The following is a 24,710-nucleotide window of genomic DNA, read 5'->3' as shown; positions in this document are numbered from 1 at the left end:
AGATATGCCTATGCGACGTGCGTCTCGCGCAGCGGAAATACTGGAGACCGGGCGTGCTTCATCAAATTATCGACCGCAGGTTAGCTGGTAAGAACAAGAGCATTGCAAACCGCGAGCGCTTTCTGCGCCGCGTCAAGAACTATATTCGTCGCGCCGTCTCGGAAGCGGTTCGCGATCGCAGCATCAAGGATATCCAGAACACCCAGAGCATCACCATCCCGCGCAAGGACATCGCGGAACCGTCGTTCCGGCATGGTCCCGGCGGCAGGCGGGAAATGGTGCATCCGGGCAACTCGGACTACATCCGCGGCGACAAGATCCAGCGCCCGCAAGGGGGCGGCGGCGGAGGCGGGGGCAGTCAGGCCAGCAACGAGGGCGAGGGTCAGGACGACTTCGTGTTCGAGCTGAGCCGCGAAGAGTTCATGCAGTATTTCTTCGACGACCTCGAACTCCCGCGTCTCGTCAAAACCCATCTGATGGCCGTGCCCACGTGGAAAAGCATCCGCGCCGGCTGGGCGGCCGAAGGCACGCCGAACAATATCGACGTGGTCCGCTCGCTGAGGAGCGCGCTCGGCCGCCGTATCGCGCTCGGTGCGCCGCTCGTCAATCAGTTGCACGAGATGGAACGGCAACTCGACGCAATGAAGGCCGATCCGGACGACCGTCGCGAAGAGATCAAACTGCTCGAAGAGGAAATCCACCATTTGCGCGGGCGCATCTGGCGCATTCCGTTTATCGACCCGTTCGATCTGCGCTATGTGAACCGGGTGAAGCAGCCTACGCCGTCCAGCCAGGCGGTGATGTTCTGTCTGATGGACGTGTCCGGTTCCATGGACGAGCAGCGCAAGGATCTCGCCAAGCGCTTCTTCATCCTGCTGTATCTGTTTCTCAAGCGTAACTACGAAAAGATCGAAGTGGTCTTCATTCGTCACCACACCCGCGCCGAAGAAGTCGACGAAGACACCTTCTTTCACTCGACGGAAAGCGGCGGCACAGTGGTGTCGAGCGCGCTGGAGCTGATGCAGAAGGTGATGGACGAGCGTTATTCGCCGACTGAATGGAATATTTACGGCGCTCAGGCGTCGGACGGCGACAATTGGACCGACGATTCGCCCAAGTGCCGCAAGATACTTTCGGATGACATCCTGGAGAAGGTGCGCTATTTTGCGTATATCCAGGTCACACCGGAAGAACAGAACTTGTGGCTGGAATATGCGCAGCTGGCGCTGAGCCAGCCGCACATGGCGATGAAGAAGGTCGAAACCGCGGCTGACATTTATCCGGTGTTCCGGGAGTTGTTTGAAAAGCAGGTGGCGTCTTCATGACGGCAAAGCACCTGCACGACGAAGCGCGCGGCGAGCATCCGGCGCGCGGGAAAGGCGTGCCGCAGCAGCAACAGTCGGGGCATGCCGAGGCGAAGGCGGACGATGTGGGCGCCGCCGCAGCCGGAGCAGTCGACGCCGCTGCAGCACGGGGACACACCGGAACGCCCACTGAGGGGCAAAGGGAAGTCCGTATGAACGTAGCCGATAGACGGCCTCTGCCGTGTCCGTCCGACTGGACCTTCGAATTGATCGAAGAGTACGACTCGCATATTGCCCGTGTTGCAGAGCAATATGAACTCGACGTCTATCCGATCCAGCTCGAACTCATCAGCGCCGAACAGATGATGGACGCTTACGCGTCCGTCGGCATGCCGGTGAACTACCGTCACTGGTCGTTCGGCAAACACTTTCTCTCCACCGAAAAAAGCTACCGTCGCGGGCAGATGGGGCTGGCGTATGAGATCGTCATCAATTCGAACCCGTGCATCGCGTATCTGATGGAAGAGAACACGATGACGATGCAGGCGCTCGTCATCGCGCACGCGGCCTATGGCCACAACTCGTTTTTCAAGGGCAACTATCTGTTCAGGCTATGGACGGATGCGCACGCGATCATCGATTACCTCGTCTACGCGAAGAATTACATTGCCGAATGCGAGGAGCGCTTCGGGCTCGACCGGGTGGAGGAGTTGCTCGACTCGTGCCACGCGCTGATGAATTACGGCGTGGACCGCTACAAGCGTCCGCAGAAACTGTCGCTGGAAAAGGAGTTTGCGGCGCGCCGCGAACGCGAGGCTTATCTGCAGTCGCAGGTCAACGAACTGTGGCGCACCCTGCCGACCCGGCATACGCCGCTGCCGGAGGAAATCGAGGAACGTTATCCGCCGGAGCCGCAGGAAAATCTGCTGTATTTCGCGGAGAAGAACGCGCCCTTGCTTGAGCCATGGGAGCGGGAAGTGATCCGCATCGTGCGCAAGGTCGGCCAGTATTTCTATCCGCAACGGCAAACCCAGGTCATGAACGAAGGCTGGGCGACGTTCTGGCACTACACCTTGCTGAACACGATGTATGCCCAGGGCAAGCTGGAAGACGGTTTCATGATGGAGTTTCTCCATTCGCACAGCAATGTGGTCTACCAGCCGCCGGTCACGAAGCCGTATTACAGCGGCATCAACCCTTATGCGCTCGGTTTTTCGATGATGAGCGATATCCGCCGGATCTGCGAAACGCCGACGGAGGAGGACCGTAAGTGGTTCCCCGAGCTGGCCGGCAGTCCGTGGCTACCGGCAATGCACTACGCGATGCGCAACTTCAAGGACGAGAGTTTTGTTGCGCAGTATCTGTCGCCGCATCTGATCCGCGAGATGCGTCTGTTCTCGGTGCTCGATGACGACATGCGCGATGCGCTCGAAGTGTCGGCGATTCATGACGACAGCGGTTATCAATACGTGCGTCAGGCCTTGTCGCGGCAGTACGACATGCATCATCGGGAGCCGAATATTCAGGTGTGGGCGGTGAATACGCGTGGCGACCGGAGCCTGACGCTGAGGCATTTCATGAGCGACAACCGGCATCTGTCCGGCGATAGCGACGAAGTACTCAAACACATGGCGCGCTTGTGGCAGTTCGACGTCTACCTGGAAAGCGTCGATGAGAATGGCACGGTGAGGAAGCGGTATGAGTGCAAGTATGTGCCGCCGGCGATAAGGGTTTGAGTTCGCTCGGTCCTGTTGCATGGAGGTTGGTTTTTTTGATCTGTCCGAAGCCCCTGTTTGTCTGTTACGAACAGGGGTTTTGTCATTCGGAGTTTGACGGGTCGACTGGTCTCCATTTTTCAGTAATTCGTGAATAAGTACTGAAAAAACCACAAGCCGAGATTTTTCAGTAAAATATAAAAAATTACTGAAAGGTCCCATGTCGCCTTTTCCTCTCTACGAGCAGCAAGAACAAGCCTACTGCTCCCAGTTCGCTAACATCGAACAGGCCGCCGCCACTCAGGACAAGGTTCTGATGGGTGCGCCCGGAACGGTTATCGAACATAAACGGGGCGAGGCTGTCTACTACGCCCGTCAGTACATGGGTCCGGAAGGCAAGAAGCAGGAGGAGAGCCTTGGCGGTCCAAAGGGCGATCCAGAGGTGGATAGCCGGGTAGAGGAGGTGCGCCGACGCATCGATCTGAGCAAGGATCTCATCTCGCGAATCCGTGACCTCGGCAAGCTGGGTTTTCAACTGGCAGACAACAAAACCTATGCTACCGTCGGCGTTCTTTACAACTACGGCCTTTTCGAGGCAGGGGCTGTGCTGGTCGGCTCGCACGCTTACGCCGTGATTCTCAACTCGCTCGGCATCAAGGCTATCTCATACGAGACCGAGGATATCGATATCGCGCGCCGACATCAGCTCGCGCTCGTCAACCTTCCCGAAGGCGGACTGCTCGCAATGCTCAAGGAGACCGGCATTAACTTCGTGCCGGTCCCTGCCATGAAACGCGGCGAGGCGTCCACATCGTTTACAGAAGCAGGGAAGTCGCGCTTTCATGTCGACCTGCTGGTCCCCTCGCATGACGACTCGTTTCCCACGGTGCCTGTGGCCGAGCTCAATGCGCATGCCACGGGCTTGCCGTATCTGGCCTACCTGCTAGGCCGGTCCCATGCCGGAACGCTCGTGTCACGGCATGGCGCCGTGCCCGTACGCGTGCCTGACGCCACCCGCTTTGCCATCCATAAACTACTCGTGTCGCGCCTGCGAACGAACACGCTCGTCAAATCACAGAAGGACGTGCGCCAGGCGTCGGTATTGCTGGCCATGCTCGGCGAACATCGCACCGGCGACATCGAAGACGCCTGCGCCGAACTTCCGCGATCGGCGCGCGCACTTGTGCGCCGCACCTTGCCCGAAGTCGAATCGCTAATGCGTGACGCTCACGAAGCAGCATTCGAAGAGCTTGCAACGAGCCTCTCAGGATAGTCCCTAACCAACCCCCATCTTTCCCTTGCAATTCTGTAAAATTCGCGCACGCACGCTATGGATGCCAGTGCGGCACCTCGATGCGCGTGTTGTGAAGGCGGCGCCACGACCGCTACCTCCGTTTAAAGACAAGGAAAGACAACAGAATGACCGACCTAACCGACCTATCCGTGGCCACGGTTCACGACGCACACGACACCCGTCGCCGCATCTTCGCAATCGTTGGCGCTTCATCGGGCAATCTCGTCGAGTGGTTCGACTTCTACGTGTATTCGTTCTGCGCGCTGTATTTCGCGCCGGCGTTCTTCCCGAGCGGCAACACCACCACGCAGTTGCTCAACACCGCCGGCGTGTTCGCCGCGGGCTTCCTGATGCGCCCGATCGGCGGCTGGTTCTTCGGCCGGCTCGCCGACAAGCGCGGACGCAGGACCGCCATGATGGTGTCGGTGTTCATGATGTGCGGCGGCTCGCTGGTGATCGCCGTGTTGCCCACGTATGCGCAGATCGGCGCGCTGGCGCCGGCGCTGCTGCTGGTCGCGCGGCTGTTCCAGGGGCTGTCGGTGGGCGGCGAGTACGGCACCAGCGCCACCTACATGAGTGAAGTCGCGCTCAAGGGGCGTCGCGGGTTTTTCGCGTCGTTCCAGTACGTCACGCTGATCGGCGGGCAGTTGTGCGCGCTGCTGGTGCTGGTGATCCTGCAACAGACCCTGTCCACCGAGGAACTGAAAGCGTGGGGCTGGCGCGTGCCGTTCGTGATCGGTGCGCTGGCGGCGCTGGTCGCGCTGTATCTGCGTAAATCGCTCGACGAAACGACCACGGCGGAAACGCGCCAGCGCAAGGAAGCCGGCACGCTGCGCGGCTTGTGGCTGCACCGGGGCGCCTTCGCGACGGTGCTCGGCTTCACGGCCGGGGGCTCGCTGATTTTCTACACGTTCACCACGTACATGCAGAAGTACCTGGTGAACACGGCGGGTATGCACGCCAAGACGGCCAGCAACGTGATGACCGCGGCGCTGTTCGTGTACATGGTGATGCAGCCGGCATTCGGCGCGTTGTCGGACCGCATCGGGCGGCGTCGTTCGATGCTGTTCTTCGGCTTCTTCGCGACCATCGGCACGGTGCCGCTGCTGCACGCGCTGAAAGACGTGACGAGCCCGTATGCGGCTTTCGGGCTGGTCGTGGTGGCGCTGGCGATCGTCAGCTTCTATACGTCGATCAGCGGCCTGATCAAGGCGGAAATGTTCCCGCCGGAAGTGCGCGCGCTCGGCGTGGGGCTGTCGTATGCGGTGGCCAATGCGATCTTCGGCGGCTCGGCGGAGTATGTGGCGCTGTGGCTGAAGTCGGTGGGCAGCGAGTCGACGTTCTACTGGTATGTGACCGCGCTGTGCGCGATCGCCGGCCTCGTGTCGCTGCGCATGCGCGATCCGTCGAAAGAAGGGTATCTGCGGCACGAGCCTTGAGCGTGAGCTTGGGCGATAGACTCGAACAGCGCGCATGAGCGCTGCTTGAGAACGGCGGCCCGGGGCAACCCGGCCGCTTTTTTTTATCCTGCAGGCAAGCACGGCCCACGCTCAAGCCACCACGATCTCCGTTCCCAGCACATGAAGCAGGTCGCGCAGCGCCTCGGCTTGCGCCATCTTCGCATCGCTGCGCAAATGAATCTGCACGGCGCGCCCCGCGATCCCATCGACGGGATGCGCAAGCCACAATTCCACGGCAAGCCCCAATCCTTCTGGCTGATTGACGACAACCGGCTCGATCACACGCGGCTTGAAACAGGCACTGTCGGACATGGCGGTTGGCCTCCGGGTTGATAACGGCTCGAGGTCCATCGTAATCAGCCGCACGCGCCGGCCCAAGCGACAAATACGCGTTTGCTAATGAGTGGATGCTTAGCAGAAAACGCGCTTATCACAGGAGCATTTCTTGGTTCGAAGCGCGTAGCGCCGCTGCTAATGTGACGCCCATGCGTGACCGTCGGTTGCATTTTACGGTTGCCGCGGATATCCCCAACACGCATCCGTTTCTGAAACATCGCACGCATGTTGAACACGCATCGCACACACACAAAGAGATCCATAAAAATGAAATCGAAAATACTCGCTGCCTGGTTAATGACACTGACGGGACTCTCGCTGACGGTATCGGGACTCGCCTATGCCGACCGTCTCGACGACATCAGGAAAGCCGGCGTACTGCGCGTGGCGACCTTCGACAGCAATCCGCCGTTCGGTTACGTCGACGCGACCAGCAACCATATCGTGGGCCTCGACGTCGACTACGCGAAGGCGCTTGCCGACAAGCTCGGCGTGAAACTCGAACTGCAACCGACCAACCCGGCCAACCGCATTCCGTTCCTGACCTCGAAGAAAGTGGACCTGGTGCTCGCCAATTTCACGATCACCGACGAGCGTGCCAAACAGGTCGATTTCAGCATTCCGTATTTCTCGTCGGGCCAGCAGTTTCTGGCGAAGAAGGGCGTGCTGAAGTCGGCGGACCAGATTAACAGCCTGCGCGTGGGTGCCGACAAGGGCACCACCAACGAGATCACGCTGCGCGAGAAATTCCCGCAAGCCACGATCGTCGCGTACGACGACACGCCGTTCGCGTTCGCGGCTTTGCGCGCGGGCAATGTGCAGGCGATCACGCAGGACGGTCCGAAGCTGGTCGGCCTGCTGGCCAACGTGCCGGACAAGCAGAACTACGAGATTCCGGCGTTCACGATTTCGAACGACTACATGGGTGTCGGAATCCCGAAGGGCGAGACGCGCCTCGTTGGCTTCGTGAACGACACGCTGAAGGGACTGGAGGCCGACGGCTCGGCCGCGAAAATCTACAACCGCTGGTTCGGCCCGCAAACGAAGACGCCGCTCGCGCGTATCTTCAGGATCGGCGACAAGACCTGAGCGCGGTGTCGCGGTAGCACCCGGAAATCAAGGGGCACGCTGGCGGTGTGCTCGTCGGCGTTTTCGAAAGAAGCCGGTTCAAGGGAGCGGCTTTAAAAAAACCCGGTTTAAGGGAACAGGTTTAAAGAAGCCGGCTTAAAGAAACAGGCTCAAGGAAACAGGTTCAAAGATGCAAGCGTGGCTCGCTCCAAAGTATCTGATGTGGTTGTGGCAAGGCTTCGGTGTCACCGTCGGTCTCGCGTTGACGGCGGCGCTCGCCGCCACCTTGTCCGGCTTCGTGCTGGCGATCGCGCGTCATGCCCGGTATGGCTGGCTGAGTCGTGCAACGGCCACGTACGTGCTGGTGTTTCGCAACACGCCGTTGCTGGTGCAACTGTTCTTCTGGTACTTCGGCGCGGCCACGCTGATGCCTGACGCCCTGATGCAATGGCTGAACACGCCGCATGGCGTGCACATCGGCGCGTACGCGTTGCGCTGGCCATCGTTCGAATTTGTTGCCGGATGGGTCGGGCTCACGTGTTATACGGCGGCTTTTATCGCCGAGGAGTTTCAGGCGGGTTTGCGCGGCGTGCCGGTGGGTCAGCATGCTGCGGCCGCGGCCCTTGGGCTCACGTCTTTGCAGGCATTCCGCTACGTCGTTTTCCCGCAAGCGGTGCGCATTTCGCTGCCGCCGCTCTTTGGCCAATACATGAACCTCGTGAAGAATTCATCGCTGACCATGGCGATCGGTCTTGCCGAGCTGTCGTACGCGTCGCGTCAGGTCGAGACGGAGAGCTTCAAAACCTTCGAGGCGTTCGGTGTGGCGACCGTGTTGTATATCGCCGCCGTCGCGCTGATCGAAGCCGTCTCGCATACGGTGGCGCATGCGCGTGACCGCTCGTTCGCGAGGCGCTGAGCATGAGCTGGTCGTTGTTCGCCAATAACCTGCCGTACCTGCTGGTCGGCGCATTTCCGCAAGGACCGCTCGGCGGCGCGGCGCTCACGCTGGTGCTTGCATTGTGTTCCGCGCTTGCGTCGGCCGTGCTCGGCGTCGCGGGTGGCATTGCGTTGGCATTGGCGGGGCGCATCGCCCGTGTGCCCTTGCTGCTCGTGATCGCCTTCTTCCGCGCGATCCCGGTCTTGATGCTGATCTTCTGGACGTATTTCCTGTTGCCCGTGCTTTTCCATGTCGATGTCCCCGGACTCGCGACGGTCGTCTGCGCGCTCTCGCTGATCGGCGGCGCGTACCTTGCCCACTCGGTGCACGCGGGCATTCGCGCGGTCGGCGACGGTCAATGGCAAGCCGGGCTGTCGCTCGGCCTCACGCGCATGCAGGCACTGCGCTATGTGTTGCTGCCGCAGGCGATGCGCATCATGGCGCCTTCGTTCGTGAATCAATGGGTGTCGCTGGTGAAGGACACCTCGCTTGCGTATATCGTCGGCGTCGGCGAGTTGTCGTTCGTCGCGACGCAGGTCAGCAATCGGCTGATGGTGTATCCCGCGCAGATCTTCTTGTTCGTCGGCTTCCTCTATCTGGTGTTGTGCACGGCGCTTGACCGGGTGGCGACGTATGCGTTGACGAGGCGCAAGCGCGTCGTGCAACCACGCGCATCGGCCGCCGCGCAGGCATTGTCCGGCGACTAACCGACTAACCGACTAACCGACTAACCGACTACCGACTAACCGACTAACCGACTACCGACCAGCCCTCGCGCCTGACAGCCCCAGCGATACCTGTCCAGCGATCGAGCCGATGGAACGCGCTACGGCGAAGGAACGGGCGCTCGCTTCCAGCTACGGCAGCTACGGCCGCCACGTCAGCATCAGACCAGTTCGGACTGATCGCTCACGAGCTCCGTAACGAGCTCGGTCACGGCGGCGGCCGGTTCGGTGATGACAGCCGGCGCTGCTGCGACCACTGCAGCCACCGTCGCGCGCTGCCGCACGCTCACAGCCGCACGCGAGAGCATGAGCAGGTGGTAATAGAGCCGCGTGCTGAAACCATAGTTGTAGGCGAACAGATGCGTGAACGCGATCTTCAACCCGGGCACCGCCTGGCGATTCCTCGCATGAACCGAGACGACAATGGGCGCGAGACGGCGCAACGCGAGCTTGCGTGACGCTTCCAGTTGCGCAGGCAGTTTGAGCGCCTTGACGAACGCGTATGCACTGACTGTCGCGGCAATCGTCGTGCCGCGCGTGCTGTGTGAGATCGACGTCGCGGTCTTCCGGTACACCGAGACATATTCGTGCAGATAGAACACCTTGCGCGCCGCGAGACAGAGCTCGGTGCCGAACACGAAATCGCAGCACATGCCGTACTGTTCCTTGTAGCCGATCCGCTTCACGAGTTCGGCGTTGGCCATCCAGCCGTTGTTCGGGAACATCTGGATCAGTCCGGTTCTGCCCGGCAAAGCCTGTAAGCCTTCCGCGTCCCTGGTGCGGCGAAACGCGGTGTTCAGGCGTGCGCTGGCCTCGAAATCGACGGCGCCGGTGTGATCGGCCTCGTACTGATCGGCGAAGGCCACTTCGAGCTGCGGATGCAGCTTCCATAGCGACACCAGCTTTTCGACGCCGTCGGTGGTGAGGAGGTCGTCGTCGTGAATCAGCAGGATCTTGTCGCCGCGTGCGCGCGCGAACAGGCTTGCAACATTGCGAGCCTGACCGAGCGACGGCCGGTTCCTCGCATAGCGGATGCGCGGCTCATTCGGATAGCGCTCGGCGATCAACTGCTGCGTGCGCTGGTCCTTTGAATCGTCGCCGATCACGATCTCCAGATTGCCATACGTCTGCGCGAGGCAGGAATCGATGCACTCGGCGATCAACTCAGGCCGGTTGCAGGTGGGCAGGCAAATGGAAACCTTGGGAGAGGGCGCGGACGTGAGAGTGGAGAAGGTGAACACGGGCGTCTCCGTTCTTATCTGTTAAGGGGCGGCAGCCGGTTCGCTTTGCGCACACATTGCTGCATGCAGCAAAATAGTCCATTGCGGGGAAAAAATAATCCGTAATAAATAGGAAGAAATGTCCGCATCGTGAAAGCGGTTCGAAGGGGAAAATTTGTGCGGCTTTGATGCTAAAACGCAGCAAAGCCGCTTGGGCTAGTGCTTAATAATTCGACTCGCTTGACGGTACGCCTTCACCCGGTTTTCTGGGGGACAGTCCCCCGGCGACTGATCGCGCCCTTTGTCGCGGCGTTCGGGCAGCTTGTTTTCTTCGTTGTCGGCCGCGATTCAGGCGGCCGTTTCGCGCGTCGGGTTCCCCGTCAGCGAAACGATGAAATCGAAGAATGCCCGCACCTTGGCCGGCGGATGGTGTCGCGAAGGATAGAGCGCATACAGCGGATAAACCTCGTCGCTCCACTCGGGAAACAGTTCGACCAGTTTGCCGTTGGCGAGCAACGACTCGGCGCCGAGCGCGAGAATCTGCGCGATGCCCTGGCCCGCGGCGCACACGCTATGCAAGGTGCCGACGTCGTTCACGGTCAGGCGGCCTCGCGGCGTAATCGTCGTCTTCTTGCGGCCGCGATGAAACGCCCAACTGAACGGGTGACCCGTCAGCGGATCGCGAAACTTGATGCACACGTGCTTGCCGTTTTCGAGTTCGGCCGGGCTGGCCGGATGGCCATGTTTCTTCAGATACGAGGGCGCGGCGACGGTCAGAATTCGCGTGTCGAGCAGCTTGCGTGCAATCAGCGTAGAAACCGGTGGGGCGCCGAAACGGATCGCAAGATCGAAACCGTCGGCGACCATATCGCCTAACTGGTCGCGCGTGATCAACTCGAGCTGCAGATCGGCATGCTTGTCGATGAAGCCGCCGAGTCGCGGCCCCAGCACGAGGCGCGAAAAGAGCGGGTCCATGTTCACGCGCAAACGTCCGCGAACCGCCGTGGCGCCCTGGGCCGCCGAAGCGGCGGCTTCTTCGAGCCCGCCGAGCAGCGGCACGATCTGTTCGTAGAAGCGCCGGCCCTCGTCGGTCAGCGTGACCGAGCGGGTGGTGCGGTCGAATAGCCGGATGCCGAGGCGCGCTTCGAGCCGGGCAACCGAACGGCTGACCCCGGATTGCGACATGTCGAGCGCAACGCCTGCCGCCGCGAAACTGCCGCAGTCGATAATGGCCGTCAGCACGCCCATACCGTTCAGCATGCGCTCGTCAAATGGCATGTGATATTCCCTTGTTACGCATTAATGCATGACATGCTAACGCGAAACACGGTTTGAATTCATGCGACGGCGTCGGCCAACGCCAGGCATATATGACGGATCGAGCGAGCACGCAGGCTCGCGCGCGGGCCTTCAGCGCCCCGCGCCCTGGGTCGTCTGGCCACGCACGTTGCGCGTGACGGGCGCGTCGTCGAGATGGCGAAACACCCAGGCGGAGATCAGCGTGATGATGCCCACGCACACGAAGCTCAGGCGGAACCCGAGCGCCGCCGATCCCCATTGCGCCGAGAACAGATTCACCAGACCGCCGCCGATCGAGACGCCCAAGCCGATCGCCAGCATCTGCACCATCGAAAAAAGGCTGTTGCCGCTGCCGGCATCTTCATGCGAGAGACCTTTGAGCGTGACGCTGTTCATCGCCGCGAATTGCATGGAGTTGGCCGCGCCGAATACGGCCAGAACCACGATGCCGACAATGAGCGGCGTGCCGCGCGTAATCAATGCGAACGCAACGATCGCCGACCCTACGACGATCGTATTGACGAGCAGGAACGTGTCATAGCCATAGCGGCGCACGAGCGGTGCAATCCAGCGCTTGGCGACGGTGCCGGCCAGCGCCGCGGGCAGCATCATCAGGCCGGAATGCAGCGGCGTGTAGCCGAGCTGCAATTGCAGCAGCAGCGGCACCAGGAAAGGCACGGCGCTCGAGCCGATGCGGCAGATCAGGTTGCCGAGCAGGCCCACGCTGAAATTCGGTTCGCCGAAGAGCGAGAGTTTGAAGAGCGGATTGCTGCGGCGCCTGGCGTGCGGAATGTAGGCGAGCGCGCTGAGCACCGCGAGCGCGAAGAGACCCGCCGACCAGGCCGCGCGATGTGTTTCGACCGGCGCTTCGATGGCCAGTGAAAACGAGATCATGCAAAGCGACAGCAGCCCGCAGCCGACAAAATCGAACGGCGGCGCCTGGATTTCGCCGTGCGCGGGCAAAAACCGCTGCACCGCGTAGAGCCCCAACGCGCCGATCGGCACGTTGATCAGAAAGATCCAGTGCCACGTGACGGCCTGCACGAACCAGCCGCCAAGTGTCGGGCCGGCGATCGGCCCCAGCTGGCCGGCAATCGAAATGAACGCGAGCGCCGATACGTATTGCTCGCTCGAAACGCTGCGCAGGACGGCGAGCCGGCCGATCGGCAGCAGCATCGAACCGCCCAGGCCTTGCAGGACCCGCGCCATCACCAGTTGCCCGAGCGTATGCGCGCTCGCGCAGCAGATCGAGCCGAGCACGAATATCAGAATCGCCACGAAATAGACGCGCCGCGTGCCGAAGCGGTCGGCGAGCCAGCCCGACGCGGGAGTGAGCATCGCCATGGTCAGCGTGTAGGCAACCACGATCGGCTGCATCGCGAGGGGCGCGACGTGCAGGCTGTTGGCGATCGACGGCAACGCGGTGTTGACGATCGTCGTGTCGAGCGACTGCATGAAAAAGCCGGCGGCGACGATCCAGAGTAGCGCGGTCTGGGCGGAATCCTTGTTCATGTTCAGTCGAACTGCGGGGGCGGCGAAGCGGACGGACCGGTGGGCCGGGCCCGGCGCCATCGTTGGGGGGATTCCGTCATCATATTGACATCGACGTCAATCGGGAACCCCACTGGGGCGTTGACTGTTATCGACTTTGCCGATAACCAGGGCGACAATGACGCATGCTCAATCCCATCTGGCTCAAGACCTTTGCGACAGTCGCGGCCTGCCACAGCTTCACCGAGGCGGGGCGGCAACTCGATCTCACGCAGTCGAGCGTCAGCGAACACATCCGCCGGCTCGAACAGAGCGTCGGGCGGCGCCTGTTCGTGCGCGACACCCATTCGCTCGCGATGACGCCGGACGGCGAGGCCATGCTCGCGCACGCCAGCGTGATCCTGCAAGCGCTCGCGCGGGCCGAATCGCAGTTTCGTGCGCCGCGCCTGAAAGGGCGCGTGCGGCTCGGTTCATCGGACGACGTCGCGCTCGGGCCGCTGCCCGCGGTGCTGGCGGCGTTTCGCGACGCGCATCCCGACGTCGAGCTGGAAATCACGATCGGTATGACCGGCAAGCTCTATGAATTGCTGGACGCCGGCTCGATCGATCTGCTGGTCGGCAAGCGGCGTCTGGGCGACCGGCGCGGCGTGCCGCTGTTCACGGGGCGGCTGGAATGGCTGGCGCGCGCCGGCACGCTGGTCGATGTCAGTCAGCCGTTGCCGCTGATTCTGGTCGCCGAGCCGAGCGTGACGCGGGCGGTGGTGCTCGATACGCTCGCCGAAGCCGGTTTCAGCTGGCAGGTGGTCTGCACGAGCAGCAGCCACTCGGGCTGCATTGCGGCCGCGCGCGGCGGGCTCGGCATTACGGTTCGTCCGCAATATCTGGCCGCGCGGGGCCTGACGCCGCCGCTCAACGCGGCCAGTCTGCCGGCGCTGCCCTCGGTGGAATTTATCGCGCTGGCCGCCAAACGGCTGAGCCGTCCGGCGGGCACGCTGTTGCAATTGCTGCACGACAGCGATTTGCGCGGTTCGTGGATCGGTGAATGAAACTGCGTGAAGCCGGGTGAATCCGCGCGGCAGTGGTTGGCGTGACGCGATGCACTGTCCTTACTTAAGCGGGTAAGGCCGCCGCCAACGCGTCGAACTCCGCACCCCACGCCGCGCGCCATGCGTGGCGCGTCGCTTCGTCGATCCATGCGCCGTCGAGGCCGTTCAGCATGAACTGCTTCAACTCGGCGATGCTGAAGCCGAAGTGGCTATGCATCAATTGCCATGCTTCGCTCGGCGTCACCTTGTGCAGCGTCGGGTCGTCGGTGTTCGGGTGAATTTTCAGGCCCAGGCCCGGCATGCGCCGCATCGGATGCTGTTCGGCCCAGACTTCCGGGGCAAGTGTGCGCAGATAGTAGGAGTTGGTCGGCACCACCGTGAACACGATCCCGCGCTCCGCGTATTGGGCCGCCAACTGCGGGTTGTCGACGATCGTATAGCCGTGATCGATCCGGTCGCAGTGCAGCAGTTCCACGGCGGTTTCGACATTGCGCCAGGGCATGCCGAACTCGCCTGCATGCGCGGTGGTCCTGAAGCCGGCATTGCGCGCATTGCGGTATGCCTTCCAGAACAACTCGGGCGGCCGGTCGTTTTCGCGGTAGTCGATGCCGAGGCCCGCCACTTCGTCCGCACGATGCGCGCACATCCAGTCGACCAGCGCGACCGCTTCGTCGGGATCGGCTTCGCGGTCGATGCTCGGGATCAGTCGCGCGCTGATGCCGAAGTCGCGTGCGGCGTCGCGAATCGCGGTGACGATGGCCGCTTGCGCATCCGCATAGGGAATCTTCGAGACGCGCACCGTGCCGGTAGGATTCCAGAAGAATTCGCTATGACGCACCCGGTGCGCGGCGGCGTCGGCGAGATATTCGTAGGCGATGCGATGCAGGTCGTCCGCATGCGTGAGCAGATGCTCGTCGAGCGCGCGCAACACTCGCAATACGCCGACGGGTTTTTCGCCGCGCGTATAGAAAGCGTCGATTTCTTCGCGGCCGATCGGCGCATGGCTCTTTTCAGCGAGCGCGATAAAAGTCTCGTGCCGTACCGCACCGAGCAGATGGCAATGCAACTCCACCTTCGGCAGGGCGGTGAAGAAGGCGTGATGGGCCTCGGTGAGCGTCATGCCAAGGCGCGATGCGGGCACGTTGCCCAGTGTCTCTTTCATGTCGTATGGTTTTCGGTAGTGCGTAAAACTCGACGCAAATTCAGTTTAGAGCAAATGCAGAACGAAGACGTGCGGCTTCGTTGGGTGATCCTATCGTGTTGCCGGGTTGAGCAACCAGGGTACAGAACTCAATGCGGCTTGACCACGGTATAGAAGTAATAACCGAGCGGCACGGCCAGCACGTAGAGGCCCCACGGTACTTCACGGAAACGTCCGGCGAGCAGCTTGACGAGCACATAGCAGAGCAGGCCGCCCGCGATGCCGGTGCCGAAACTGTTCGACATCAAGGTGAGCAGCACCATCGAAAGAACGGGTAGCGCGTCGCTGAAGTCGTCGAAATGCGTATGGCGAATCGTACTGAACATCGAGAGTCCGATCAGGATCAACGCGGGCGCGGTGGCTTCTTTCGGAATGGCCAGCGCGACCGGCACGAACAACAGCATCAGAGCGAACATCGCGGCGGCCGCGAGCGAAGAAAGGCCCGTACGCCCACCGGCTTCAACGCCTGCCGCGGATTCCACCAGCGCCGTGAGCGCCGGAATGCCGAACACCGGACCGAGCGTCGCCGCAATCGAATCGACGAGAAACGGCCGGTTGATGTTCGGCAGATTCGCATTTTCGTCGAGCAGGTCCGCTTTGGCGCCGACCGCGAGCGTGGTGCCGAGCGTCGAGAAAAACTCCGCCGCGAAGAACACGAACAGATACGGAATGGCGGCCACGCTCAAGGCGCTCGCAATGTCGAGCTTGAATGCGATCGGCGCAATGCTGTGGGGCCACGAGAGAAACGACGCGGGCATATGCGTGACGCCGAGCGGCACACCGGCGGCGGCCGCAATCAGGATCGCCCACAAGATCGCACCGGGTACGCGGCGGCCTTGCAGCACGACAGCGGCGCCGAGGCCGATCAAGGCGACGAGGGTGCCAGGGCGCGAGAAATCGCCGAGCGCGAGCGCATTGGTTTTCGCGTTGGCGATCACCATGCCGGCATTGCGGAAACCGAGCACGGCGATGAACAGGCCAATCGAGGCGCCGAGCCCGAGCTTGATCTGCGCCGGAATCAACCGCACCACGAGACTGCGCGCGCCCACCAGCGTCAGAATCAGGAACAGCACACCGGACACGAACGCGATGCCGAGCCCCGTTTGCCACGCGACGTGCTCGCCCGCGAGCGTAATGCCGAGAATCACCGAGCCGCCGATGCCGGGCCCCACCAGGAACGGCAGATTCGCATACAGCGCCATCAGCACCGTGCTCAGCACGAACACGAGAATCGTCGCGGTCGTCGCCGCGCCGCGATCCATGCCGCCCGCCGACAGCAGCGACGGAATCACCACCAGCAGATAGGCGGCCGCGAGAAACGACGTGATGCCCGCGATCGCTTCGATACGCACGCTGGTCCTGCGCGCGGCGAGCGCGAAACGCCGTTCGAGCCAGCCGCCGCGCGCCGCATGTGCCGGGCTGTTTGCCGCAGCCATTGAAGATTCGTTATTGATCAATTGATTCATCCTGTAACCACGCCATTTATACTGCTGCGCATTGCGTCGATGCATTGCTCTCCATGACCGACCGTTCGTCTCTCTTGCCCGCGCTCACGCTGCGGCAAATCCAGTACTTCGTGACGCTTGCGCATGCGCGCAGCTTCACGCAGGCCGCACAGTCGCTCGCCCTGACGCAACCTGCGCTGACCGCGGCGATCCGGCAGATCGAGTTCCTGCTCGGCGGCCCGCTGTTCGCGCGCTCCGCGCATCGCCTGACGCTCACCCATGCGGGCGCCAGCGTGTTGCCGCTCGCCGAGCGCCTGCTCAATCAGGCGCGCGGCACCTTCGACGATATGGCGAGCACTTTTGCCGAACGGGTGCAGACGGTGCGCATCGGACTGATTCCGTCGGCTGCGGCGCGCCTGTTGCCCGCGCTCGCCTCGTTGCGCGCACAACAACCCTCGCTGCGCTTCACGCTGAACGATATGCCGAACACCGCCTTGATCGATGCCGTGCGCCAGGGCGCGGCTGATTTCGGCGTGGGCGTGCACGAGCCCGATGCGAGCGCGGCGGACAGCGACGGCGACGCCGCGTTGCGCTACCAGGACCTGTTCGAGGATCAGATCGTGGTGGTCGTGCGGCGCGACGATCCGCTCGCGCAGAAACGGAGTCTCGCATGGGCGAAGCTGGTGGGCCGCGATCTGGCGGTGTTCGTGCGCGGCAGTGTCAGCGACGCGTTGCAGCGCACCGGCGGGGCCGAAGGTCTGCAACTGACGGTCGCCTACCGCGTCGAGTACACGGAGCCTTTGTACGAACTTGTGCGCCACCGTCTGGCGATCGCGGTGCTGCCCAGTCTCTACACCATGCATCTCCACGACACGGAACTGGTCGCGTTGCGCCTCGACAAGCCGCGCGTCACCCGTTCGATCGCACTGATTTCGCTCGACGGCGACGACCGCGGCCCGCACGTGCGCGCTTGCCGCGAGTGGCTCGCCGCGCATATCTGACGCAACGCGCGCTGTTTGCATGAGCGTTCTCGAGCCTTTCATCGACTCACTCACGGGTTTGCCTGATCACGGCAGCGTGGCGAGCCGAGCGCGCAAGGCGGCATAAAAACCGTCCGCGTCGACTTCGGTGATCCAGGTTGCGTTCGGCTTGCGGCCGCTATGTCCGCTCCAGTCCACCACGGTTTCACCGAGCGTCCATTCGCCGACTGTCTCGATCGTCACGTTGACTTCGCGTCCTTTGAACAGGGACGGCTCGATCAGGTAGCCGGTCGCGCAAGGATCGTACATCGGCGCTTCTTCGACGCCCCGGCGTCCCTTCTGATACGCGACTTCCGCGGCCATGATGTCGGCGGCCATGGTGCCGCAGCGATTGCCGAGCGCGCGAATCGGCGCGATCCGGGCCGGCGTGATCGGCGCTTTGACGGCGACGTCGCGCGGCAGCACCACGATCGGCACACCGCTCGCAAACACGACTTGCGCGGCCTGCGGGTCGACGTAGATATTGAATTCGGCCGCGGGCGTGATGTTGCCGCGTTCGAAGAAAGCGCCCCCCATCAGCACGATTTCGCGGATGCCGTTGCGGATCTCCGGCGCTTCGGTGAACGCGGTGGCGAGGTTGGTCAACGGCCCGAGCGCGCACAGCGTCACGCTATGTGACGGCGCCGCGCGCAAAGTGTCGATCAGGAACGCGACCGCGTGCTGCGGCGCGAGAGGCGCAAGCGGTTCGTGCAGCGGCACGCCTTCGAGACCGGTCTTGCCGTGCACGTTGGCGGCCGTGATCAGTTCGCGCGTCAGCGGGCGCGGGCAGCCGGCATAGACCGGCAGCGACTGCCTACGCTCGGCCCAGTCACGCACGATGCGCGCATTGCGTTCGGTGAGGTTGAGCGGCACGTTGCCCGCAACCGTCGTGATCGCGCGCACGTCGAGCCGGTCGCTCGCGCCGAGGGCGAACAGGATCGCAATCGCGTCGTCCTGACCCGGATCGCAATCGATGATCACGCTGCGGCGCGCGCCGCTTTGCAAAGCGGGCGCGCTCGAAGAGGGCGTGCCGCTGGCCGCGTCAGCCGCTTCGGCACCACTTGATGCGGCGGCCAGCATCGGCCACGCCGATGCACTTGCTGCCAGTCCCATGGCCGTGCGCAGAAACGCGCGCCGGTCCTGCGTTGGATCGAAGGCGTTCATCATCGTCAGAACACGTGGCGCATGCCGACCGTCGCGATCATCTGGCGGATGCCGGTGGATTGCGCATAGGCGAAGATCTGCGCGTGTTGCGCGTCGCCAGCGGCTTGCTGCGCGATCACCGTCAGCGCGACGTCGGTGCGTTTCGACAGGAAATAGTCGGCTTGCAGATTGACCTGATGCCATTTGGGGCTCGTGTTGATCACATCGTATTTGCCGTCGGTGAAGGCATACGCCGCGCCGAGAACGAACGCAGGGCTCACGTGGTAGTTCAGGTTCAGGTTGTAGTTCTGCAAATGCAGATGCGAACCGTCGAGATAATCGTAGCGGACATCGGTGAAGAGCGCTGCAAATTGCGCGGGGCCGACCGTATAGAAACCACCCGTGCCGAAGATGCGCTGCTTGCTCGCATACGCAGCCGGATGCAGCGCGCTCTTCGCGAAGATCAGTAGCGACGAGGCGTAGTCGTTCGAAATCGCGCCGTCCTGATTGGTCGCGCTGAACGGGTTGTTGTACTGCGCGTAGACCACGCTCCACTTCAGCGGGCCGTTCTCGTAGCCGGCGCCGAAACTGTACGCGTTGTTGTTGGCGAAACCGGTGGCGTTGCTGAAACCATACTCGGCCGTGGCCTTCAGGCCGCGATAGTTGGGCGTCACGTACTTGACCGCGTTTTGCACGCGGATGTCGTTATAGCCGTTGTCGTTGTCGCCGATGTTGACGCCGTTGCTCGCGATGATCACCGGGCCGACGTAGTCGTGCACCGTGTCGTACTGACGGCCGAAGGTCAACGTACCGAATTTTTTGCTGGCGAGCCCGACAAACGCCTGCCGGCCGAATTCGCGGCCATTTTGCGACGCGGTGCCGGTCATTACGTTAAAGCCGTTTTCCAGCTGGAAGATCGCGGTCGTGCCGCCGCCCAGATCTTCGACGCCCTTCAAACCCCAGCGCGGGTTCTGGTTGGTCCCCGAGAGCGCCTGCCACGCGTTCTTGCCGCCTTGATTCGTCGCATAGCCGACGCCCGCCGAAATCAGGCCATACAGCGTCACGCTGCTTTGCGCATGGGCGGCGCTGGAGAGCGCGCCGGCGATCGCGAGAGGGGCGAACTTGAGTAGTTTCATCGTGGTCCAGTAGCGGGAGAGGAGGGCGCCGAGCGATGGGCGCATTCGAACTGGACTCGACTATACGAAGCGGTCGTCTATAAAAATAATGTTGTTTTCTTATAGTTCAATAAATTAAATCTATTCAATAAAGGCTCTGTCGAGCGCCGGTGTTCCGGGGCCTGCTGAATCCAAGCGTCCTTATCGCCTGTAATGGCATCGTTGCCGGGCTTCGGACGATTCTGTATGGTGGATCATCGACCTACCCGATGAGACTTCGAATGACGCCCGCAACAAACCCGCTTCCGCAACCGATTCGTTCCGATGTCCTGATTGTCGGCGCCGGGCCCGTGGGCCTCTTTGCCGCCTTCGAAGCAGGAGTGATCGGCCTGTCGTGCCAGATCGTCGACGGGCTCGGCAAGGTGGGCGGGCAGTGCATCGAGCTCTATCCGGACAAGCCGATCTACGACATTCCCGCGATTCCCTCGTGCACCGCGCGCGAGCTGGTCGAGCGCTTGATGGCGCAGTGCAAGCCGTTCGATGTGCCGATCCATCTCGAGCAACGGGTCGAGTCGGTCGAGCAGCGCGACGATAAGCGCTGGACCGTGCGCACCGACCGCGGCCTCGTATTCGACGTGGCGGCTATTCTGCTTGCCGCCGGCAACGGCGCGTTCGTGCCGCAAAAGCTGGCACTCGCCGAAGCCGTGGCGTTGGAATCGCGTCACGTGCATTACAGCGTGCCACGTCTCGCCGATTTCGCCGGCAAGACGGTGGTGGTGGCCGGCGGCGGCGATTCCGCGCTCGACTGGGCGCTGGCGTTGCGCAAGGTCGCGCGGCGCGTGACGCTGGTGCATCGTCGCAACGGCTTCAGTGGGGCGGATTCGAGCGTCGACGCCATGCGGCGCGCGGTCGAGGCAGGGGAGATGGACTTCATCGTCGGCGCGATTTCGGGGCTGAACGTCGAGAGCGATACGTTGAAATCGATCGCGCTGCGGCAAATCGAAGGCGAAACGCAGCTCGCCACTGAGCAACTGATCGTGCTGTATGGGCTGGTTGCCGATCTCGGGCCGATCGCGCAGTGGAATCTGTCGATCCACGGCGGCCGCGTCGATGTGGATACGTCCAACTACGAAAGCTCGCGGCCGGGTATTTTCGCGGTCGGCGACATCGCCAACTATCCGAACAAGCAGAAGCTGATTCTGTCCGGTTTTCACGAGGCGTCGCTGGCGCTGCGCAAGGCGTATGCGTATGCCTATCCGGAGAAGAAACGCGTGCACGTCCATTCCAGCTACGACGCGAAGCTGGCGGAAAAGGTCGGCGCAGCCGCCTGACGGCGGGTTATGTCGTCCGGCCGGCGCGGGCGGCTATGCTCCGCGGTTTGTCCATGGAGCCTCAACCACCCGCGACGGACTCGTCTGAGCATTCCTTACCTCGGGGCGTGCGCCCCTAAATCTGACTCCCGCAAATTTATTCTTGACAGTATCTGACTATGCAGATATATTTATTTCAGCCAATACGGAGTCAGCCATGGATCACTACACGCCCGAAACTTTCCACGTGACGCAAAGCGTGGGGTTCGCCATCAACAAGGCGCGCAACGTGCTGATTACGGAAATGGACGCCGCGCTGAAAGATCTGGATATCACCAGCCAGCAAATGGGCATCCTGTTGTCGTTGCGTCGCGGCATTGCGGCCACGCCGTTCGAGTTGTCCAAACTCCTCGGTGTCGACACCGGTTTGATGACCCGCATGCTCGACAAGCTCGAGACCAAAGGCCTGCTGGAGCGCTCGCGCAGTATCGAAGACCGGCGAGTCGTCAATCTCAAGCTGACGAAGGCGGGCGAGGACGTCGCCGAGCATCTTCCGCAGATTGTTCCGGTGGTGCTGAACCGCCGTTTGAAGAAATTCACCAAAACCGAATTCGAGGAATTGCGCCGCCTGCTGAACAAGTTTCTCGACGACTAGCAAGCGACGAAACACGTAGCGCTGCGAACGATTGCAGCCATTTTTTTTACTCTAATATCTGACAGGTCAGCAAATGATATTGCAGCTAAACAGACAGGCAGCCGGGTCACGCGTCGCGAAGGCGGGTGTGACGGTGATCTTCGCGGCCGTGCTGTCGGCTTGCGCGAACTACGCGGGCATCTCGAGCGACAAGCAGATCGCACAGTCGCAGACCTACGCGACTCAACAAAGTCTTCCTGCGGATCACGGCCGTTGGCCTGCCGCCGATTGGGCCGATCAGTTCGGCGACGCGCAGTTGAAGGCGTTGCTTGCGGAAGCGCTGAAAGGCAATCCGTCGATCGAACAGGCCCGGGCGCGCGTTGCCGCGGCCGCCGCGTATAGCGAAACGGCGAAGGCCGGCACGATGCCGCAAGTCGGCGCCACGTATTCGTTCACGCGCCAGCAGTTTTCGGGCACGGCGCTGGTGCCGCCGCCGTATGGCGGGTCATGGCAATCGGAGAACAAAGGCCTGCTGTCCGCTTCCTACGATCTGGATTTGTGGGGCAAGAATCGCGAAGCCCTCAAGGCCTCGCTGTCGCAACTGCAGGCGAGTGAGGCGGATGCCGAAGTCGTCAGGTTGTCGCTGACTTCGGCAACGGCACGCACCTATAACCAGCTCGCCCGGTTGTACGCGCTGCGCGACATCGCGCAGCAGGAGATCGCGCAACGCGAGCAGATCGACCGCATCACCGCCGGGCGCATTGCAACGGGCCTCGATACGGAGGTCGAGCGCAAGACGGCGCAAGCGAACCTCGCCACGAGTCGCGCTACGTTGGCTTCGCTCGACGGCAGCATCCTCACCACGCGTTATCAACTGGCCGCATTGCTCGGCGCCGGCCCGGACCGCGGCCTCGCGATTGCCCGGCCAACGCTCGGGATTGGCGACGAAGTGCGTTTGCCGGACAACCTGCCCGCCGACCTCGTGAGCCGCCGCCCGGATCTGGTCGCCGCCAGATGGCGCGTCGACGCGCTCACGCATGACGTGAAGGAAGCCAAGGCCGAGTTCTATCCCGACATCAACCTGAGCGCGGCGATCGGTCTCGACGCGTTCGGCTTCGGCCGCTTCCTGAGCGCGGCGAGCCGCACGGCCTCGGTCGGTCCCGCGATCCATCTGCCGATCTTCGACGGCGGTCAGTTGCGCGCGCAACTGAAGGGGCGGTATGCCGACTTCGACTACGCGGTCGCGACATACAACCAGACGCTCGTCACCGCGCTGTCCGAAGTCGCGACGCAACTCGCGCAAATCCGCTCGACCGACGAGCAACTCGGCGACGCGCAAGCAGCTCAGGAAGCAGCTCGCGGCGCCGATCAGTTGGCGCTCACGCAGTACAAGGCCGGTCTTGCGAATCAGTTGACGGTGCTCAACGCCGACACCACCGCGCTTGCTGCCGACCAGCAGGTGGCGAATCTGAAGATGAACCGCCGCGATCAGCAGATCGCGCTGGCGGCGGCGCTGGGCGGCGGCTACGCCGACAGCGCCGATGCGAGCGCGCACGGCAGCGAGGCCGCGTCGGCAATTCCGGCGATTCCGGCAATTCCGGCAGCGTCGGCAGTACAAACCACCTCCGTCGTCGCCATCCGCTAGGACGCCATCGCGACGCTTTTACTCGCTTTTACTTTCTCTCAGGACCCACAAAATGAGCGATACGATCACCACCCGCCGCGAGACGGCGGACGCAGAGCAACCCCAGCAAGTACAGGCGCCCGCGAAGCGCAAGCTGCTGCTCGCCTTGCTGGCCGCCACGGTCGTGTTGGCCGGCGCGGGCTACGGCGCCTACTACGTCACGAGCGGTCAATATCATCAATCGACGGACGATGCCTACGTCAACGGCAATCTCGTCCAGCTGACGCCGCAAGTGAGCGGCACCGTGGTGGCGGTGAATGCCGACGACACGCAGATCGTCAAGCAGGGCGCACCGGTCGTGACGCTCGACGACGCCGACGCGAAAGTCGCGCTGTCGAACGCCGAAGCGACGCTCGGCCAGACCGTGCGACAGGTCAGCGGCCTTTACGTGAACAACGATTTCTACGCTGCGACCGTCGCGCAACGCCAGTCGGATCTCGCGCGCGCCGAAGACGATCTCAAGCGCCGTCAGGCCGTCGCTGAAACGGGTGCGGTATCCGGCGAGGACATTGCCCATGCGCGCGACGCCGTCAGCTCAGCGCAGGCCGCGCTCGACGCCGCTCGCCAGCAGGCCGCGGCGAACCACGCGCTGACCGACCGCACGTCGGTCGAACAGCATCCGAACGTGCAGGCCGCCGCGTCGAAAGTGCGTGACGCGTACCTGAATTACGCACGCAACACCTTGCCCGCGCCGGTGACGGGCTACGTGGCGCGCCGCTCGGTGCAGGTCGGTCAGCGGGTGGCGCCGGGCACGCCGCTGATGGCGATCGTGCCGCTCGACGGCGTGTGGGTCGATGCGAACTTCAAGGAAGGCCAACTGAAGCACATGCGCATCGGCCAGCCGGTTACGCTGACGGCCGACGTGTATGGCTCGAGCGTCAAGTATCACGGCCACGTGGTGGGTTTCTCGGCGGGGACGGGGGCCGCATTCGCGGTGTTGCCCGCGCAGAATGCGACCGGCAACTGGATCAAGGTCGTACAGCGTCTTCCGGCGCGAATCCAGCTCGACCAGAGCGAACTGAATGCGCATCCGCTGCGGATCGGGCTGTCGATGCAAGTCGACGTCGAAACGCGCGACGAGTCGGGCACCCAACTGGGCGCGGCCATCAACACCGCGTATCGCACGGACGTGTTCGCCCAGTACGGCGCCGACGCCGACGCCGAAATCGCCAGGATCATCGCGCGGAACATGCCATCGGCGCGTGCCGTAGCGGCGAGCGCGACGCAAAAGAACGCAGCACGGGCAGCAGGTTGAACGGGCACT

Annotated in this window: 21 protein-coding genes; 13 read left to right on the top strand and 8 right to left on the bottom strand. The window is 62.6% G+C overall.

Annotation, left to right across the window (positions count from 1 at the left end):
• Positions 1–53 precede the first annotated feature (53 nt).
• The 4 genes from DSC91_RS16680 to DSC91_RS16665 all read left to right on the top strand — a co-directional run bounded on the left by DSC91_RS16680 (position 54) and on the right by DSC91_RS16665 (position 5,752).
• Positions 54–1,325, top strand: coding sequence for a YeaH/YhbH family protein (locus tag DSC91_RS16680; RefSeq protein WP_115779985.1), 1,272 nt, complete (start codon positions 54–56; stop codon positions 1,323–1,325).
• Positions 1,322–3,040: a SpoVR family protein gene (locus DSC91_RS16675; protein WP_115779984.1), complete on the top strand. Its 1,719-nt coding sequence runs from the start codon at positions 1,322–1,324 to the stop codon at positions 3,038–3,040. Before DSC91_RS16680 ends, DSC91_RS16675 begins: the two co-directional genes overlap by 4 nt.
• A gap of 199 nt (positions 3,041–3,239) precedes the next feature.
• The gene (locus DSC91_RS16670) at positions 3,240–4,292 is read left to right on the top strand and encodes a GSU2403 family nucleotidyltransferase fold protein (protein WP_115779983.1); all 1,053 of its coding nucleotides are present in this window, start codon (positions 3,240–3,242) and stop codon (positions 4,290–4,292) included.
• Positions 4,293–4,438: 146 nt separating this feature from the next.
• Positions 4,439–5,752 carry an MFS family transporter gene (locus tag DSC91_RS16665; RefSeq protein ID WP_115779982.1) on the top strand — a complete coding sequence of 438 codons (1,314 nt, stop codon included), beginning with the start codon at positions 4,439–4,441 and terminating at the stop codon, positions 5,750–5,752.
• 111 nt (positions 5,753–5,863) lie between these two features.
• Here DSC91_RS16665 and DSC91_RS16660 read toward each other — a convergent pair whose 3' ends face one another.
• Positions 5,864–6,085: a hypothetical protein gene (locus DSC91_RS16660; RefSeq protein ID WP_063495933.1), complete on the bottom strand. Its 222-nt coding sequence runs from the start codon at positions 6,083–6,085 to the stop codon at positions 5,864–5,866.
• Positions 6,086–6,376: 291 nt separating this feature from the next.
• On the opposite strand from DSC91_RS16660, the gene DSC91_RS16655 reads away from it, so the two are divergent.
• From DSC91_RS16655 to DSC91_RS16645, 3 genes are all read left to right on the top strand, one after another.
• Entirely contained in the window at positions 6,377–7,198 is an 822-nt protein-coding gene (locus DSC91_RS16655; RefSeq protein ID WP_115779981.1) for an ABC transporter substrate-binding protein, read from the top strand.
• Between the two features lie 169 nt (positions 7,199–7,367).
• A complete protein-coding gene (locus DSC91_RS16650) occupies positions 7,368–8,093 on the top strand; it encodes an amino acid ABC transporter permease (RefSeq protein ID WP_115779980.1) in 726 nt (241 codons plus the stop codon).
• Between the two features lie 2 nt (positions 8,094–8,095).
• Positions 8,096–8,821 (top strand): amino acid ABC transporter permease, encoded by a 726-nt coding sequence (locus DSC91_RS16645; protein ID WP_115779979.1) that lies wholly within the window; start codon positions 8,096–8,098, stop codon positions 8,819–8,821.
• Between the two features lie 179 nt (positions 8,822–9,000).
• On the opposite strand, the gene DSC91_RS16640 is transcribed toward DSC91_RS16645, so the two are convergent.
• The 3 genes from DSC91_RS16640 to DSC91_RS16630 all read right to left on the bottom strand — a co-directional run bounded on the left by DSC91_RS16640 (position 9,001) and on the right by DSC91_RS16630 (position 12,870).
• Positions 9,001–10,080, bottom strand: coding sequence for a glycosyltransferase family 2 protein (locus DSC91_RS16640; RefSeq protein ID WP_115779978.1), 1,080 nt, complete (start codon positions 10,078–10,080; stop codon positions 9,001–9,003).
• 327 nt (positions 10,081–10,407) lie between these two features.
• Positions 10,408–11,337 (bottom strand): LysR family transcriptional regulator, encoded by a 930-nt coding sequence (locus DSC91_RS16635; RefSeq protein WP_115779977.1) that lies wholly within the window; start codon positions 11,335–11,337, stop codon positions 10,408–10,410.
• A gap of 132 nt (positions 11,338–11,469) precedes the next feature.
• Entirely contained in the window at positions 11,470–12,870 is a 1,401-nt protein-coding gene (locus tag DSC91_RS16630) for a DHA2 family efflux MFS transporter permease subunit (protein ID WP_115779976.1), read from the bottom strand.
• A gap of 164 nt (positions 12,871–13,034) precedes the next feature.
• Between DSC91_RS16630 and DSC91_RS16625 the strand changes: the two genes are divergently transcribed.
• A complete protein-coding gene (locus DSC91_RS16625; protein WP_115779975.1) occupies positions 13,035–13,895 on the top strand; it encodes a LysR family transcriptional regulator in 861 nt (286 codons plus the stop codon).
• A gap of 64 nt (positions 13,896–13,959) precedes the next feature.
• Here DSC91_RS16625 and add read toward each other — a convergent pair whose 3' ends face one another.
• A complete protein-coding gene (gene add, locus DSC91_RS16620; protein WP_115779974.1) occupies positions 13,960–15,057 on the bottom strand; it encodes an adenosine deaminase in 1,098 nt (365 codons plus the stop codon).
• Positions 15,058–15,185: 128 nt separating this feature from the next.
• Positions 15,186–16,532, bottom strand: a complete 1,347-nt coding sequence (locus DSC91_RS16615; protein ID WP_115783299.1) for an NCS2 family permease — start codon at positions 16,530–16,532, stop codon at positions 15,186–15,188.
• 83 nt (positions 16,533–16,615) lie between these two features.
• On the opposite strand from DSC91_RS16615, the gene DSC91_RS16610 reads away from it, so the two are divergent.
• Complete coding sequence (locus DSC91_RS16610) at positions 16,616–17,542, top strand: LysR family transcriptional regulator (protein WP_115779973.1); 927 nt, start codon at positions 16,616–16,618, stop codon at positions 17,540–17,542.
• A 66-nt stretch (positions 17,543–17,608) separates the two neighbouring features.
• On the opposite strand, the gene DSC91_RS16605 is transcribed toward DSC91_RS16610, so the two are convergent.
• Together DSC91_RS16605 and DSC91_RS16600 are read right to left on the bottom strand one after the other, a co-directional pair.
• Positions 17,609–18,727 (bottom strand): nucleoside hydrolase, encoded by a 1,119-nt coding sequence (locus DSC91_RS16605; RefSeq protein WP_229758070.1) that lies wholly within the window; start codon positions 18,725–18,727, stop codon positions 17,609–17,611.
• A 2-nt stretch (positions 18,728–18,729) separates the two neighbouring features.
• Positions 18,730–19,839: a porin gene (locus DSC91_RS16600; RefSeq protein ID WP_115779972.1), complete on the bottom strand. Its 1,110-nt coding sequence runs from the start codon at positions 19,837–19,839 to the stop codon at positions 18,730–18,732.
• 260 nt (positions 19,840–20,099) lie between these two features.
• Here DSC91_RS16600 and DSC91_RS16595 point away from each other — a divergent pair, with 260 nt between their 5' ends.
• The 4 genes from DSC91_RS16595 to DSC91_RS16580 all read left to right on the top strand — a co-directional run bounded on the left by DSC91_RS16595 (position 20,100) and on the right by DSC91_RS16580 (position 24,701).
• Positions 20,100–21,149, top strand: coding sequence for an NAD(P)/FAD-dependent oxidoreductase (locus DSC91_RS16595; RefSeq protein ID WP_115779971.1), 1,050 nt, complete (start codon positions 20,100–20,102; stop codon positions 21,147–21,149).
• A gap of 196 nt (positions 21,150–21,345) precedes the next feature.
• On the top strand, positions 21,346–21,783 hold the full coding sequence (locus DSC91_RS16590; RefSeq protein WP_115779970.1) for a MarR family winged helix-turn-helix transcriptional regulator: 438 nt from the start codon (positions 21,346–21,348) through the stop codon (positions 21,781–21,783).
• A 73-nt stretch (positions 21,784–21,856) separates the two neighbouring features.
• Positions 21,857–23,407, top strand: a complete 1,551-nt coding sequence (locus DSC91_RS16585) for an efflux transporter outer membrane subunit (protein WP_115779969.1) — start codon at positions 21,857–21,859, stop codon at positions 23,405–23,407.
• 52 nt (positions 23,408–23,459) lie between these two features.
• The gene (locus tag DSC91_RS16580; protein WP_115779968.1) at positions 23,460–24,701 is read left to right on the top strand and encodes an HlyD/EmrA/EmrK family protein; all 1,242 of its coding nucleotides are present in this window, start codon (positions 23,460–23,462) and stop codon (positions 24,699–24,701) included.
• The last annotated feature ends 9 nt before the right edge of the window (positions 24,702–24,710 follow it).

The organism is Paraburkholderia caffeinilytica (genome assembly GCF_003368325.1).
Lineage (GTDB): Bacteria > Pseudomonadota > Gammaproteobacteria > Burkholderiales > Burkholderiaceae > Paraburkholderia > Paraburkholderia caffeinilytica.
The sequence above is the reverse complement of the archived record's forward strand: the minus strand, read 5'-3'. Positions and strand labels throughout refer to the sequence as shown.

Excerpts from the sequence above, each read along its gene's own strand:
- DSC91_RS16675 (WP_115779984.1), top strand. The coding sequence starts at position 1,322 with ATGACGGCAAAGCACCTGCACGACGAAGCGCGCGGCGAGCATCCGGCG.
- DSC91_RS16670 (WP_115779983.1), top strand. The coding sequence starts at position 3,240 with ATGTCGCCTTTTCCTCTCTACGAGCAGCAAGAACAAGCCTACTGCTCC.
- DSC91_RS16665 (WP_115779982.1), top strand. The coding sequence starts at position 4,439 with ATGACCGACCTAACCGACCTATCCGTGGCCACGGTTCACGACGCACAC.
- DSC91_RS16660 (WP_063495933.1), bottom strand. The coding sequence starts at position 6,085 with ATGTCCGACAGTGCCTGTTTCAAGCCGCGTGTGATCGAGCCGGTTGTC.
- DSC91_RS16655 (WP_115779981.1), top strand. The coding sequence starts at position 6,377 with ATGAAATCGAAAATACTCGCTGCCTGGTTAATGACACTGACGGGACTC.
- DSC91_RS16650 (WP_115779980.1), top strand. The coding sequence starts at position 7,368 with ATGCAAGCGTGGCTCGCTCCAAAGTATCTGATGTGGTTGTGGCAAGGC.
- DSC91_RS16645 (WP_115779979.1), top strand. The coding sequence starts at position 8,096 with ATGAGCTGGTCGTTGTTCGCCAATAACCTGCCGTACCTGCTGGTCGGC.
- DSC91_RS16635 (WP_115779977.1), bottom strand. The coding sequence starts at position 11,337 with ATGCCATTTGACGAGCGCATGCTGAACGGTATGGGCGTGCTGACGGCC.
- DSC91_RS16630 (WP_115779976.1), bottom strand. The coding sequence starts at position 12,870 with ATGAACAAGGATTCCGCCCAGACCGCGCTACTCTGGATCGTCGCCGCC.
- DSC91_RS16625 (WP_115779975.1), top strand. The coding sequence starts at position 13,035 with ATGCTCAATCCCATCTGGCTCAAGACCTTTGCGACAGTCGCGGCCTGC.
- add (WP_115779974.1), bottom strand. The coding sequence starts at position 15,057 with ATGAAAGAGACACTGGGCAACGTGCCCGCATCGCGCCTTGGCATGACG.
- DSC91_RS16615 (WP_115783299.1), bottom strand. The coding sequence starts at position 16,532 with ATGGCTGCGGCAAACAGCCCGGCACATGCGGCGCGCGGCGGCTGGCTC.
- DSC91_RS16610 (WP_115779973.1), top strand. The coding sequence starts at position 16,616 with ATGACCGACCGTTCGTCTCTCTTGCCCGCGCTCACGCTGCGGCAAATC.
- DSC91_RS16605 (WP_229758070.1), bottom strand. The coding sequence starts at position 18,727 with ATGATGAACGCCTTCGATCCAACGCAGGACCGGCGCGCGTTTCTGCGC.
- DSC91_RS16600 (WP_115779972.1), bottom strand. The coding sequence starts at position 19,839 with ATGAAACTACTCAAGTTCGCCCCTCTCGCGATCGCCGGCGCGCTCTCC.
- DSC91_RS16595 (WP_115779971.1), top strand. The coding sequence starts at position 20,100 with ATGACGCCCGCAACAAACCCGCTTCCGCAACCGATTCGTTCCGATGTC.
- DSC91_RS16590 (WP_115779970.1), top strand. The coding sequence starts at position 21,346 with ATGGATCACTACACGCCCGAAACTTTCCACGTGACGCAAAGCGTGGGG.
- DSC91_RS16585 (WP_115779969.1), top strand. The coding sequence starts at position 21,857 with ATGATATTGCAGCTAAACAGACAGGCAGCCGGGTCACGCGTCGCGAAG.
- DSC91_RS16580 (WP_115779968.1), top strand. The coding sequence starts at position 23,460 with ATGAGCGATACGATCACCACCCGCCGCGAGACGGCGGACGCAGAGCAA.